The following is a 12,690-nucleotide window of genomic DNA, read 5'->3' as shown; positions in this document are numbered from 1 at the left end:
GTGCCGGGCTGGTAGCGTCGGGATTACTGGACCAATCGAGGAGGACGCATGAAAGCTTCACCGACACTGACCAACAACCTGCAGGCCGTGCTGACGGACCTGATCGAGCTGCACCTCCAGGGCAAGCAGGCTCACTGGAACATCGTGGGTACGAACTTCCGCGACCTGCACCTGCAGCTGGACGAAATCATTGACGCCGCCCGCCAGTTTGCCGACGATACCGCCGAGCGGATGCGCGCGCTGCATGCCCTCCCGGACGGACGCAGCTCCACCGTGGCGGAATCCACCAACCTCGCTCCGTTTCCTGAGGGCCTCATCAGCACCAAGGATGCCATCGAGCGGATTGTCGCAGCCCTGGAAGCTGCCGTAGGCACCATGCGGAAGGTCCATGATGAAGTAGACGAGGAAGACCCCACGTCGGCTGACCTGCTCCACGAGTTCATCGCCAAGTTCGAGCAGTTCGCCTGGATGGTGAACGCCGAAACCATGAAGCCGACGGCGAGCGTCACGGCGCCTGACGCTTAGCCGGCAGGGCACCACGCACGGCCTTTCAGCGCCCGGCCCGGACACGAAGTCCGGAGCCGGGCGCTGTTTTTATGCCTGCCTGAGCGAGCCTCTTATGCAGCCTGCGCCCCTACTGCGCCTTGGGCACCTTCCGGAGCACGACGGCGGCCAGGACTGCCGCCGTCGCCATCAGCACCAGCCCGATCGCCGCGGTGACGTGCACGCCGGAGTCGAAAGCAGAGCCGGCGGCATGCCTGACGGCGTCCGCCAAGGGCGCCGGCAACCCGGCTGCAAGTTCCAGGGCTCCGGCCAGGGTTTCACGGGCATGCGCAGTGCCCTGGCCGGCGGCGGCCTCGACCGCCCCGGCGGGAAGCTGCAGGTTCTGCTGGTAAGAGGCGGTGAGGATGGAGCCCAGGACGGCAGTTCCCAGCAGGGCGCCCACCTCATAGCCGGTCTCCGAGATGGCCGAGGCTGCCCCCGATTTTTCCGCCGGGACGCTGCCGAGGATGAGGTCATTGGAGATGGTTTCGGCCGTTCCCACGCCCAGGGCCAGGACCAGCAGGGCAGCGAGCAGCAGTGCCGGCCCGTCGGCATGGCTGCCGAACGTCACCATGCTGTAGCCTGCGGCGCTCATGGCCAGGCCGGTGCCCACCACGAAACCCGGCCGGACCTTCCGCACTACCGGCACCACCGCAAGGCCCGCCACAACGGTTGCCACCAGCGCCGGAATCATTGCCATTCCCGCAGCGGAAGGGGACATGCCCTCAAGGAGCTGTAGGTGCTGGGCCAGGAAGAGGATGAAGCCGTTGAAGGAGAACAGGGCCAGGACGTTTGCCGTGATGGCCATGCTGAACACCCGGTTGCGGAACAGGGACATGTCCAGCAGCGGGCTCTTCAGCCGCTGTTGCCGCCGGACAAAAGCGGCACCCATTGCCAGGCCGAAGGCCAGGCTGCCCAGGGCAAGCGGTCCGGCACCTTCGGTGGCGAATTCCTTGATGCCGTAGACCACCGGAACCATGGTGAGCAGCGAGAGCAGGATGCTCGGCGCATCCACCCGGCCGGGTGTTGGGTCCTTGGACTCCGGAATGAATGCGGGTCCGAAGGCCAGCAGGGGCAGCATGATGGGCACGGCCACCAGGAGTACGGCTCCCCACCAGAACTGCTCAACGAGCCACCCGCCAAAAATCGGGCCCAGGGCGGCGCCGCCGGAAAAGCCTGCTGCCCAAATGGCAATGGCCAGCCGCCGGCGGTTTGGATCAACAAATATGTTGCGGATCAGGGACAGCGTGGAGGGCATCAGCATGGCGCCGAAGAAACCCAGGGCCGCGCGGCCGGCAATCAGCCAGGCGGCGCTGGGAGCGAAGGCTGTTACTGCTGATACGGCTGCAAAGCCAATGCTGCCGATGATCAGGAGCCGGCGGCGTCCAATCCGGTCGCCCAGGCTCCCCATAGCCACCAGCAATCCAGCCAGCACCAGCGGATAGGCATCCACAATCCACAGCAGCTCCACTCCCGAGGTGCCCAACGCGCCCGCGATAGCCGGCAGCGCGAAGGTCAGGGCGGTATTGTCCACGGCCACGAGGAGGACCGGGAACATCAGCAGCCCGAGCGCAAGCCAGTCGCGCCACGTGCCCTTTGCGGGATCCGGGGTGTTCAGGGCAGTGCGGGTGAGGGCTTGCTGGGAGGCGGTGGACGGTGTCATGAAATAACTATACCGTCCAGACGGTGTAGTTAAGAAATCCGCGGCCTGCGATGCATGATGGGAAGCATGCCCCGAAAACCCGTAGCACGAGATGCAGTCCTCGATGCCTTTGAAGAACTCCTGATCGATGTGGGGGAGAGGGCCGCCACGCTGGATGCGGTGGCAAAACGGGCCGGCGTCTCCAAGGGCGGCCTGCTGTACCACTTCCCCAACAAGGAAGCGCTGATCACTGCCACCCTGGAGCGGTTGGACCGTTTGGCAGGAGAAGACCTCGCCGCCATGGCGGCTGCACCGGAGGGGGCCGCGGCTTACTTCATCCGGTCATCCCTCTGGTCCGATACCCCCATGGACCGTTCTTTTGTCGCCGTGACGCGACTCGCCGAGGTGGCCCACGAGGATGCCCGCCGCCGCTTCGCAGTCATCCAGCAGCAATGGCTGGACCTGATCGGCAAGGACGTGGGTGCGGCGATGGCAAAGGCCGTCCTGTACATGGGGGACGGGTTGTACTTCAACGCCATGTGGGAAAGCGGGCCGTCCGGAAACGCCGGCGACAGGCAGGCTGAGGTCGACGAACTCCTGGCCGCCGTCGAGAGGCTCAGGGGCTAGCCGGTATTTGCCCCTGAGCCCGCGGCATAGGAGAATTAGTGCATGTGTGGGCCGTCACCGGCCACCAGGAAAACCCAAATGAATAGCCTTTGATCTGCGGCGGGAGAGTTCTGCCAGAAGGTACAAGCAGGCGCCGTAGGAGCAATACCTCCCCAGGAATCTCACAGGCCCATGTACCGCCGCGGCGAGGCAACTCTGGAAAGTAGCAGGCTGTCCGCCTGGCATCCGGTTCCCCGGATACCTGGACTGTTGTGCTCACCGACGGTGCAAGCGGGGCCAGCGGATGCAGGCAACGCGGAAACTCTCAGGTCCAATACAGAGCGGGGAGGAACCCGATTCGATGCGGCGTACCCTGATGCCGCCTTAGCTATGGAGTTCCCCGTGACTGTATCTCCGGCCCCCGCCTCTCCGGTTGTTGCCGCCCCGGCTGCTGCCACCTTCGTTGACCGGCACATCGGCGCCCGCCGGCAGGCCGACGTCGACACCATGCTCAAGGCCGTGGGGTACGACACCGTGGACGCAATGGTGGATACCGCCGTCCCCAAGGACATCCGCCAGGACTCCGCGCTGGAACTGGCGGGCGCACTGAGCGAGGTGGAGGCGCTCGCCGAACTGCGCAGCCTGGCGGCCAAAAACAAGACCGCCGTGCAGATGATCGGCCAGGGCTACTACGACACCGTCACGCCGCCGGTGATCCGCCGCAACATCCTCGAAGGCCCGGCGTGGTACACCGCGTACACCCCGTACCAGCCGGAGATTTCCCAGGGCCGGCTCGAAGCGCTGCTGAACTTCCAGACCATGGTCCAGGACCTGGTGGGCCTGCCCATCGCCAATGCTTCCCTGCTGGACGAAGCCACGGCAGTGGCCGAGGCCGTGCTGATGATGCGCCGTGCGAATAAAAACAAAGAGGTGCGCGACGGCAAGACTGTGCTGGACGCCGACTGCCTGCCGCAGACCATCGCCATCGTAAAGGGCCGCGCCGAGGCGCTCGGCTTCGAGGTTGAGGTGGCGGACCTCTCCACGGGACTGCCCGACGGCGCCATCAACGGCGTGGTCCTCCAGCAGCCCGGGGCTTCCGGCCGGGTGTTTGACCACACCGCGGTGATCGCCGATGCCAAGGAACGCGGCGCCCTGGTAACCGTTGCGGCCGACCTGCTCGCGCTGACCCTCATTACGCCTCCCGGTGAGCAGGGTGCGGACATCGCCGTCGGCTCGGCACAGCGCTTCGGTGTCCCGCTGTTCTACGGCGGCCCGCACGCCGCCTACATGGCAGTCCAGAAAGGCCTTGAACGCTCCATGCCCGGACGACTGGTGGGCGTCTCGAAGGACTCCGCGGGAACTCCTGCCTACCGCCTGGCCCTGCAGACCCGCGAGCAGCACATCCGCCGCGAGAAGGCCACGTCGAACATCTGCACCGCGCAGGCCCTGTTGGCCATCGTCGCCTCGATGTACGCCGTCTACCACGGACCCGAGGGGCTGAAGGCGATTGCGCAGTCCGCCCACGCCCACGCCAGGACCCTTGCCGCTTCGCTCAAGGCCGCCGGCCTCGAGGTACTGCACACCAGCTTCTTCGACACCGTCACGGTCTCCGTGCCGGGCAAGGCCGCGGACGTCATCGCCGCAGCAGAGGCCAGGGGAATCAACCTGCGCAGCATCGACGCGGACACCGTGGGCGTCTCCACCGATGAAACGACAACCCCGGACATTGTCGACGGCGTCCTGGCCGCCTTTGGTGCCGGGCTGGCTGAGGTGGCGGACGGGTTCGGCCTGAATGCTGCCGTCGAGCGCTCCTCCGACTTCCTGCAGCACCCGGTGTTCAACACCTACCGTTCAGAGACTCAACTGCTGCGCTACATCCGCAAGCTCAGCGACCGGGACCTGGCGCTGGACCGCACCATGATCCCGCTGGGCTCCTGCACCATGAAGCTGAACGCCACGGCCGAGATGGAAGCCATCTCCTGGCCCGAGTTCGCTTCCATCCACCCGTTCGCTCCGGATTCACAGACTGAAGGCTGGCGCGAACTGATCGCGGACCTGGAAGCGCAGCTCACCGAGATCACGGGGTACGACCAGGTGTCCATCCAGCCCAACGCCGGTTCCCAGGGCGAGCTCGCCGGCCTGCTGGCGATCCGCGGCTACCACCACTCGCGCGGCGACCAGCAGCGCAACGTGTGCCTGATCCCGGCGTCGGCGCACGGTACCAACGCCGCTTCGGCCGTTCTTGCGGGCATGAAGGTGGTGGTGGTGGCCACCGCTGCCGACGGCACCATCGACCACGCCGACCTGTACGCCAAGATCGAGGCGAATAAGGACGAGCTGTCCTGCATCATGATCACCTACCCGTCCACGCACGGCGTGTATGACGCCGACGTGCGCGAAGTCTGCGATGCCATCCACGCCGCCGGCGGCCAGGTCTACATTGACGGCGCCAACCTCAACGCCCTCGTCGGTTTGGCACAGCCAGGCCAGTTCGGCGGCGACGTTTCGCACCTGAACCTGCACAAGACCTTCTGCATCCCGCACGGCGGCGGCGGACCGGGCGTCGGGCCTGTTGCTGCCAAGGCGCACCTGGCACCCTTTATGCCCGGCAACGCGGCCACCTGGACTGAAGGCAACGATGTCCCCATCTCCGCTTCCAAGTACGGTTCCGCGGGCGTGCTGCCGATTTCCTGGGCGTACGTGAAGCTCATGGGCGGGCAGGGCCTCACCGAGGCCACCAAGTCCGCCTTGCTCGCTGCGAACTACATCGCGGCCCGCCTGAACGACTTCTTCCCGGTCCTGTACACCGGAGAAGGCGGGCTGGTAGCGCACGAGTGCATCCTTGACCTGCGCGAGCTCACGGCCAAGACCGGAGTCACCGCTGAGGATGTGGCCAAGCGCCTCATCGACTACGGCTTCCACGCCCCCACCCTGGCGTTCCCCGTTGCGGGCACCCTGATGGTGGAGCCCACGGAATCCGAGGACCTCGGCGAGATCGACCGCTTCATCGAGGCCATGATCTCCATCCGCGCCGAAATCGACCAGGTGGCCCAGGGGGACTTCACCGTTACTGACAGCCCGCTCCGCAACGCTCCCCACACCGCCGCGGCTGCCATCAGCAGTGACTGGGACCGCGCCTACCCGCGCGAGCAGGCCGTGTTCCCGGTGAAGTCATTGAAGCAGGACAAGTACTTCCCGCCGGTGGGCCGCATCGACGGCGCAGCCGGCGACCGGAACCTAATCTGCTCCTGCCCGCCGCTTTCCGAGTTTGAGAACTAAGGGGCCGCGCCATGACTGAGAAATACACCGCCCTCTACGACGAGCACAAGAAACTGGGCGCGTCCTTCACCGACTTCGGCGGCTGGCAGATGCCCCTGAAGTACAGCTCCGAGCTGGCCGAGCACCACGCCGTGCGCCAGAGCGCAGGCTTGTTCGACCTTTCCCACATGGGCGAGGTCTGGGTTACCGGCCCGGACGCCGCAGCCTTCCTGGACTACGCCCTGGTGGGAAAGATTTCCGCCATGCCCGTGGGCAAGGCAAAGTACTCGCTGATCTGTGGCGAGGACGGCGGCATCATTGACGACCTCATCACCTACCGCCGCCCTGCACGTGAGGGCGCCTCAGAAGGCGGCAGCGACGCTTTCCTGGTGGTCCCCAACGCAGGCAACGCCTCGGTGGTTGCTGCCGCCCTTGCCGAGCGGGCCGCCGGATTCGACGTCAACGTCGAAGACGCTTCCGCCAGTACCTCGCTGATCGCCGTCCAAGGCCCCAAGGCGCAGGAGCTGCTGCTGCGCCTGGTCCCGGCCGCGCAGCACGACCTGGTGACGGAGCTGAAGTACTACGCCGCCGTGGTGGTACCGATCCTGGTGGGCGGCGCCGGACTGGACCTCCTGCTCGCCCGCACGGGCTACACCGGCGAGGACGGGTTTGAAATCTTTGTGTCCAACGACGACGCCGCTGGCCTTTGGCAAGCATTCGTTGCCATCGCGGACGACGGGGAGCTGACTCCCGCCGGCCTCGCCTCCCGCGATTCGCTCCGCCTTGAAGCAGGCATGCCGCTGTACGGCAACGAGCTGTCCCTGCAGGGCGACCCCTTCGCCGCAGGCCTGGGAGCCGTCGTCGCGCTCTCCAAGGAAGGCGACTTCGTGGGCAAGGCCGCGCTGGCCGCCAAAAAGGAAGCCGGCGCGGGCAGCTCGTCCGGCCGCAGGCTCGTTGGGCTCAAGGGCCTCGGACGCCGCGCCGGCCGCGCCCACTACCCGGTCCTCAAGGACGGCAATATCGTTGGCGAAGTCACCTCCGGGCAGCCCAGCCCCACCCTTGGCTACCCGATCGCCATGGCCTACGTCGACGTCGAATTCATCGAAGTCGGCACTGCCCTGGAGGTTGATTTGCGCGGCAAGGCAGAGCCGTTCGAAGTAGTTGATCTCCCGTTCTACAAGCGCGCCAAGTAGGGCTTTCGTGGTCACCTCTTGCCCGTCGGGTCCGGCTTAAGTCCGGGCGCGCCGGACCGGACTCTTCACGCGTGCCCTGGGCCCACGCCGTCAGGGTTCCCTGGCCGAGCTTCCGAGGTTAGGGAGACGGTGGGGAGCACGCTTTCGAAAAGCCCGGCTCCGCCGGGCCCTTGCGGTCAGCACACCTGCGTGCCCTGGGCCCACGCCGTCAGGGTTCCCTGGCCGAGCTTGCGAGGTTAGGGAGACGGTGGGGAGCACGCTGCCGGAGGCCGCACCCGAAGGGGCCGGACCGGTCACCGACTGCCGGTGCTTGGGCCTGTGGAAGCCGCTCGGCACTTTGGTGAGTGGTTGTGTTTCGCGGAACTGTTGGCCTCCAAACTGAAGGCTGGCGCGGGAGGGGCCGCGGTATCCGGCAGCATGCGTCAGAGCGACGAAGGAGCAGCATGCAGAGGATGCCGGGGTCCCTCCACCCAACCCAGCCAGGGCCTACGTAGCACCACAAATTTCAAGAGCAAGGAAAGACAGATGGAATCGACGAAGTCTGTCCCGGTTGTGTGCTCGCTCGTGACGAGTGAGGTGGTGGAGATCAATACTGGAGTTATGGATGATCCTGCCCTTCTGTCCGCCCGGGAATACGCATCCAAAAACGGCGGGGTCCTGTAGGACTACCACTGCTTCCGGCGGGTCTACCTGCCGGACCAATAAGTTTTAGTGAGGAAACGGCCATGGCTGTTGGTGTCTTTGACCTTTTTTCCATCGGAATCGGGCCTTCGAGTTCGCATACTGTGGGGCCGATGCGGGCTGCCGCCGTGTTCGCGGAGGAGCTGAAATCCTCCGGCGCCCTGGACCGTGTGGCGTCGCTGCGGGTTGACCTGTATGGGTCGCTCGCTGCGACGGGTCACGGCCACGGGACCATGACGGCGATCCTGCTGGGGTTGGAGGGGTTTCATCCGGAGTTGATCCTGCCGGACGAGGTGGAGGAACGCCTGGCCGCCATTGCCGACACCGGGACGCTGCAGCTGGCCGGTGCCGTGCCGCTGCCGTATGGGGTGAAGGACATGGTGCTGCGGCCGCTGACCATCCTGCCCCGGCACACCAACGGCATGACCTTCACCGTCTTTGATGCGGAGGACGAGATCCTGCACACCGCCACGTTCTTCTCCGTCGGCGGCGGGTTCATTGTCCGGGAGGGTGAGGAGGACGCGGCGCAGCAGGAGCTGGAGGAATCCAAGAAGGAACTGCCGCTGCCGTTCCGGACGGCCGCGGAACTGCTGGAGCACTGCCGGGAAACCGGGCTGGGCATCAGCGAGGTGATGCGGGTCAACGAGGAAGAGAGCCGCACGCCGGAGGAAATCCGTAAAGGCCTGCTGCACATTTACTCCGTGATGGAGGGCTGCGTGGCCACGTCCCTGAAGCGTGAAGGCGTGCTGCCGGGCGGGCTGAAGGTCCGGCGCCGTGCCCCTGACTGGTACGAGCGGCTCAAGAAGGAAAGTTCCCGCCCTGACGGTGATGGCCAGGACGGGGACTTCCACGACCCGAAGTATTGGCAGGAGTGGGTTAACTTGATCGCCCTTGCCGTGAACGAGGAGAACGCCTCCGGCGGCCGGGTCGTCACCGCCCCGACCAACGGGGCTGCCGGGATCATCCCGGCGGTGCTGTACTACGCGCTGCATTTCGCGCCGGGGATGGAGAACGCCGGCCAGGAGGACCGGGACGACGTGGTGGTGAAGTTCCTGCTCGCCGCCGCTGCCGTCGGGGTGCTGTACAAGGAGCAGGCGTCGATCTCGGGCGCCGAGGTGGGCTGCCAGGGCGAGGTGGGCTCGGCGTCGTCGATGGCCGCGGCCGGGCTGGCCGAGGTGATGGGCGGAACCCCTGCCCAGGTGGAAAACGCCGCGGAGATCGCGATGGAGCACAACCTGGGCCTGACCTGCGACCCGATCGGCGGGCTGGTGCAGGTGCCCTGCATCGAACGCAACGCGATCGCCGCTGCGAAGGCTATCAACGCGGCGAAGATGGCGCTCTGGGGCGACGGCTCGCACCGGGTCTCCCTGGACGAGGTCATCGTGACCATGCGCGAGACCGGCAAGGACATGAGCTCCAAATACAAGGAAACGGCCATGGGCGGCCTCGCCGTCAACGTCGTCGAATGCTGACGGTGGCTGCCATGCAGGCGTGACGCCTGACGTCAGTTATGGATGGCAGCCCACACGTTCAGTGTGGCTGCGAACACCAGCCAGGTGATGTACGGCAGCAGGAGCAGCCCGGCGGCCCGGCTGATGGGGCCAAAGGACAGGACCGTCACCGAGACGGCGGCGATGAGGGCGAGAATGATCACCAGCGCCAACCACAGGGCAGCCGTCCCGATGGCGGGATAAAGTCCGAAAAATACGGGGGTCCAGGCCAGGTTCAGCGCCAGCTGGACCGCGTAGGTCGTCATGGCGCGCCTGGTACCTGGCGCCTGCTTCCGCCACACCAGCCAGGCCGCAACCGCCATCGCCGTGTAGAGGATGGTCCAGACCGGCCCGAAAACGATGTTGGGCGGCGACCAGGGGGCCTTGTCCGCAGTGGTGTACCACCCGTCCACGTTGCCCGCCGTGGCAAGGGCACCCAGCCCGGCAACGAGGAAGGACGCGGCAAGGAACACAGCCAAGGCCACGACCTGCCTGCCAAGCCCCGGCCGCTCAACACTTTGATCCTGCTGGTGCCTCAAAGGTCCGGGATACGGCTGCATGCTTCAACCCTTGCCAGAGCGCTTTCCCGAGTCAAGGCTGAGGGGCTTTGGCATCTCCGGCGGGGTCGGCAGCATGGCTTCGGCCCGCCACGCTGGAAAGCCCCCGCCCCGCCAGGCTTTAGACTTGAGGCTGCATGTCCGCACGCAGCCACGAGTACAGAACCGCGCACAACCCCTGATTGGACACGGCCCCCTTGCGAGAATTCACCGCACGTTTTGCCACAGCCGAGGAAATTGAAAACTGGGACAAGCACGTCACGGCCAACCCGAACGGCGGCAACATGCTGCAGTCTGCGGCATACGCGTCGGTAAAGAACGGCACTGGCTGGAAGGTCCGGTTCCTGGTGTTGGAAAGCTCCGGCACCGCCAGCTACAACCTGGTACTTGAAAAGAAGTTCCCGGTGCTGGGCCGGCTCTGGTACCTCATCAAGGGCCCTGACCTCGCCGATGCCGGAGACCTGAAGCCAGCACTTCAAGCCTGCGCGGACTTCGCCCGTGCCAGGAAGCTCCACGTCTTCACCATCAAGATTGAACCGGACATCGTGGACTCGGCTGAAGCCCAGGCGCACCTGGCTACAGCCGGTTTGGTCAAGGCCCCCAATATCCAGTCCAACGACTCCACCGCCCTGTTGGACATCTCCGGCCCGGAGGAAGCGGTCTTCAAAGCCATCTCCTCCCGCGCACGCAATGCCATCCGCCGCGCAGAGCGGGAAGGCTGCGAAGTGCTCCGGAAGGAACACGGCCCGGAAACCTACCGGGCACTCTACGACCTGATGGCGGACACCGTCAGCGCCAAGGGTTCCATGCCCCTGCGCAGCTATGAGTACTACGCCGCGTTTTGGGACGAGTTCTGCAACCGCGGCCAGGGCAATTTCTTCTTCGTCTATGAGGACGGCAAACCCAGCGTGGGTGCCTTCGTCATCAACTACGGGGCCAAAGCCACCTACAAGGACGGCGGTTCCACCCAAAACCGCAAGCAGTACGGCGACTCACACCTGGTCCAGTGGGCTGCCATCCGGCGCATGCAGGAACTGGGGTGTACCGAGTACGACTTCTGCGGCACGCCGCCCTCCGCCCGGATCAAGGACAAAACCCACAACCTGTACGGCATGGGCATGTTCAAGACCAGCTTCACCAAAACGGTCACCGATTTCGTAGGGTGCCACGACTACGTCCTTGCTCCCCTGAAGCACCGCTTGTGGGTCAAAGGCGCCGAAAGGGTCTTCCGCCGGATCGAAACCGCCCGGACCGGCCAACAGTTCTACTGACCTGTTACGCCCGGACCAGCCGCCCGCGCCGGTTGGCCGGCCCCCTGCCCGTCATTGCCCTGCGCCTGCCACTGCCAGGCCGCACAACAGCGAATGAGGAACTCCCTTGAATCCAGTCACCACCGGCACCGATCTTGAATTTGCCCTCCTCACCGACGCGGACTTCGAGGCCTATGCCCTGAAGCACCCGCAAAACAGCTTTCTCCAGTCCGTTGACTTCGCAGCATTCCAGCGCGCTCGCGGCCAGCAGGTGGAGCTATTCGGCGTACGCCGCAACGGCGAACTCGTGGCTGCGGGGAAACTGAACTACACCACCACCCGCCTGGGCTACACGGTGTGTGAATGCGCCAAGGGACCCCTGATGGACTACACGGACGCTGACCTGGTGCGCGCCGTCGTCGGACTCCTCCGCCAACGCGCCGCGGAACGCAAAGCGGCCGAGCTGCGGATTTCGCCCAACCTCAAGTACATCGCCCGCGACGCCGACGGCGCCGAACACCCCGAAGTTGAGGACAACCGGGAGCTGGTGGCCCGGCTTTCGGGGCTGGGATTCCAGCACCAGGGACTGGACATGAACTTCGTCAACGTGAACTGGATGTTCATCAAGAGCCTTGCCGGCGTGAGCGATGCCGAAGAGCTCATCATGGGCACCAGCTACAGGACCCGCAAGGCCATCCGCAAAGCGGAGAAAAACGGCGTCTTCCTGGAACAGGCCACGCTGGAAACCCTTGACGATTTCTACGGTGCCCTGAGCAAGGCCGGGGACGAAAAGGGCTTCGTCTACCGCGAACGTGCCTACTACGAGCACCTGCTCCGGACCACCTCGCCAGAGTTCACGAAACTCATGATGGCCAAGATCGACATCCCGGCCTACCGGAAATCCATCACCGAGCGGCTGGAGGCGGAATCCGCGACGGCCGCGGAGCTGCGCCGCGAGGTGGAAGAGACCGGGAGCAAGAAAAAGGCGAACCGGCTCAAGGTGGTCCAGGACCTTGTGGACAGCTATGAACGGAGCCTGAAGGACATAGAGCGGTTCCCCGACTCGGTGGGAGTCGCCACCGTGGCCGCGATCCACTTTGTCTGCTACGGGGACGAGGTGGTCTGCGTCATCGGCGGAACCGTGCAGGACTACATCTACTTCAACGGCGCAACCTCCCTGTACTGGGGCATGATGCTCCACGCACTGGAGAAGGGGTACCCGCGGTACAACTTCTACGGAACTTTCGGCATCTCCGGCCAGGACGAGGAAGGCCACGGCGGGTATGCGTTCAAAAAGGGCTTCGGGGGAGAGGTGGTCCAGCTGGTGGGTGACTTCGTGATGCCGGTCCGCCCCGCCGTCTTCCACGCCAACAGGCTGGCCCGCGCGGCAGCCGCCGCTGCCCGCACCCTGCTCGGCAAGCTGCCCCTGAAGCGTTCCGCCTGAAATACCAACCAGAGCACCGCACCGGG

Annotated in this window: 9 protein-coding genes, 1 pseudogene and 1 riboswitch; of the genes and pseudogenes, 8 read left to right on the top strand and 2 right to left on the bottom strand. The window is 65.4% G+C overall.

Annotated elements, in window-relative coordinates; all coding sequences use genetic code 11:
* Positions 1–48: 48 nt before the first annotated feature.
* Positions 49–525, top strand: a complete 477-nt coding sequence (locus G6R19_RS13470) for a DNA starvation/stationary phase protection protein (protein ID WP_163165714.1) — start codon at positions 49–51, stop codon at positions 523–525.
* 109 nt (positions 526–634) lie between these two features.
* On the opposite strand, the gene G6R19_RS13465 is transcribed toward G6R19_RS13470, so the two are convergent.
* Positions 635–2,206 carry an MFS transporter gene (locus G6R19_RS13465; protein ID WP_163165712.1) on the bottom strand — a complete coding sequence of 524 codons (1,572 nt, stop codon included), beginning with the start codon at positions 2,204–2,206 and terminating at the stop codon, positions 635–637.
* A 66-nt stretch (positions 2,207–2,272) separates the two neighbouring features.
* Between G6R19_RS13465 and G6R19_RS13460 the strand changes: the two genes are divergently transcribed.
* The 5 genes and pseudogenes from G6R19_RS13460 to G6R19_RS13440 all read left to right on the top strand — a co-directional run bounded on the left by G6R19_RS13460 (position 2,273) and on the right by G6R19_RS13440 (position 9,395).
* The gene (locus tag G6R19_RS13460) at positions 2,273–2,812 is read left to right on the top strand and encodes a TetR family transcriptional regulator (RefSeq protein WP_163165710.1); all 540 of its coding nucleotides are present in this window, start codon (positions 2,273–2,275) and stop codon (positions 2,810–2,812) included.
* 90 nt (positions 2,813–2,902) lie between these two features.
* Positions 2,903–3,001, top strand: a riboswitch (glycine riboswitch).
* A gap of 180 nt (positions 3,002–3,181) precedes the next feature.
* Positions 3,182–6,070: an aminomethyl-transferring glycine dehydrogenase gene (gcvP, locus tag G6R19_RS13455; RefSeq protein WP_163165708.1), complete on the top strand. Its 2,889-nt coding sequence runs from the start codon at positions 3,182–3,184 to the stop codon at positions 6,068–6,070.
* An 11-nt stretch (positions 6,071–6,081) separates the two neighbouring features.
* The gene (gene gcvT, locus G6R19_RS13450) at positions 6,082–7,242 is read left to right on the top strand and encodes a glycine cleavage system aminomethyltransferase GcvT (RefSeq protein WP_163165706.1); all 1,161 of its coding nucleotides are present in this window, start codon (positions 6,082–6,084) and stop codon (positions 7,240–7,242) included.
* A 522-nt stretch (positions 7,243–7,764) separates the two neighbouring features.
* Positions 7,765–7,905: pseudogene (locus tag G6R19_RS13445) on the top strand (glycine cleavage system protein H); the annotation flags it as partial.
* 62 nt (positions 7,906–7,967) lie between these two features.
* Positions 7,968–9,395 carry an L-serine ammonia-lyase gene (locus G6R19_RS13440; RefSeq protein ID WP_163165702.1) on the top strand — a complete coding sequence of 476 codons (1,428 nt, stop codon included), beginning with the start codon at positions 7,968–7,970 and terminating at the stop codon, positions 9,393–9,395.
* 32 nt (positions 9,396–9,427) lie between these two features.
* Here the strand turns inward: G6R19_RS13440 and G6R19_RS13435 are convergent, their stop codons facing one another.
* Positions 9,428–9,973 carry a TspO/MBR family protein gene (locus G6R19_RS13435; protein WP_163165700.1) on the bottom strand — a complete coding sequence of 182 codons (546 nt, stop codon included), beginning with the start codon at positions 9,971–9,973 and terminating at the stop codon, positions 9,428–9,430.
* A 194-nt stretch (positions 9,974–10,167) separates the two neighbouring features.
* Here G6R19_RS13435 and G6R19_RS13430 point away from each other — a divergent pair, with 194 nt between their 5' ends.
* Entirely contained in the window at positions 10,168–11,241 is a 1,074-nt protein-coding gene (locus G6R19_RS13430; RefSeq protein ID WP_163165698.1) for a peptidoglycan bridge formation glycyltransferase FemA/FemB family protein, read from the top strand.
* A gap of 106 nt (positions 11,242–11,347) precedes the next feature.
* Positions 11,348–12,664 (top strand): peptidoglycan bridge formation glycyltransferase FemA/FemB family protein, encoded by a 1,317-nt coding sequence (locus G6R19_RS13425; RefSeq protein ID WP_163165697.1) that lies wholly within the window; start codon positions 11,348–11,350, stop codon positions 12,662–12,664.
* Positions 12,665–12,690: the final 26 nt, after the last annotated feature.

The organism is Arthrobacter sp. Alg241-R88 (assembly GCF_900537115.1).
Classification (GTDB): domain Bacteria; phylum Actinomycetota; class Actinomycetes; order Actinomycetales; family Micrococcaceae; genus Arthrobacter.
This window is presented reverse-complemented; position numbering and strand designations above follow the sequence as displayed.

Coding starts and splice junctions, on each gene's coding strand:
- G6R19_RS13460 (WP_163165710.1), top strand. CDS start 2,273: ATGCCCCGAAAACCCGTAGCACGAGATGCAGTCCTCGATGCCTTTGAA.
- gcvP (WP_163165708.1), top strand. CDS start 3,182: ATGGAGTTCCCCGTGACTGTATCTCCGGCCCCCGCCTCTCCGGTTGTT.
- gcvT (WP_163165706.1), top strand. CDS start 6,082: ATGACTGAGAAATACACCGCCCTCTACGACGAGCACAAGAAACTGGGC.
- G6R19_RS13465 (WP_163165712.1), bottom strand. CDS start 2,206: ATGACACCGTCCACCGCCTCCCAGCAAGCCCTCACCCGCACTGCCCTG.
- G6R19_RS13435 (WP_163165700.1), bottom strand. CDS start 9,973: ATGCAGCCGTATCCCGGACCTTTGAGGCACCAGCAGGATCAAAGTGTT.
- G6R19_RS13440 (WP_163165702.1), top strand. CDS start 7,968: ATGGCTGTTGGTGTCTTTGACCTTTTTTCCATCGGAATCGGGCCTTCG.
- G6R19_RS13470 (WP_163165714.1), top strand. CDS start 49: ATGAAAGCTTCACCGACACTGACCAACAACCTGCAGGCCGTGCTGACG.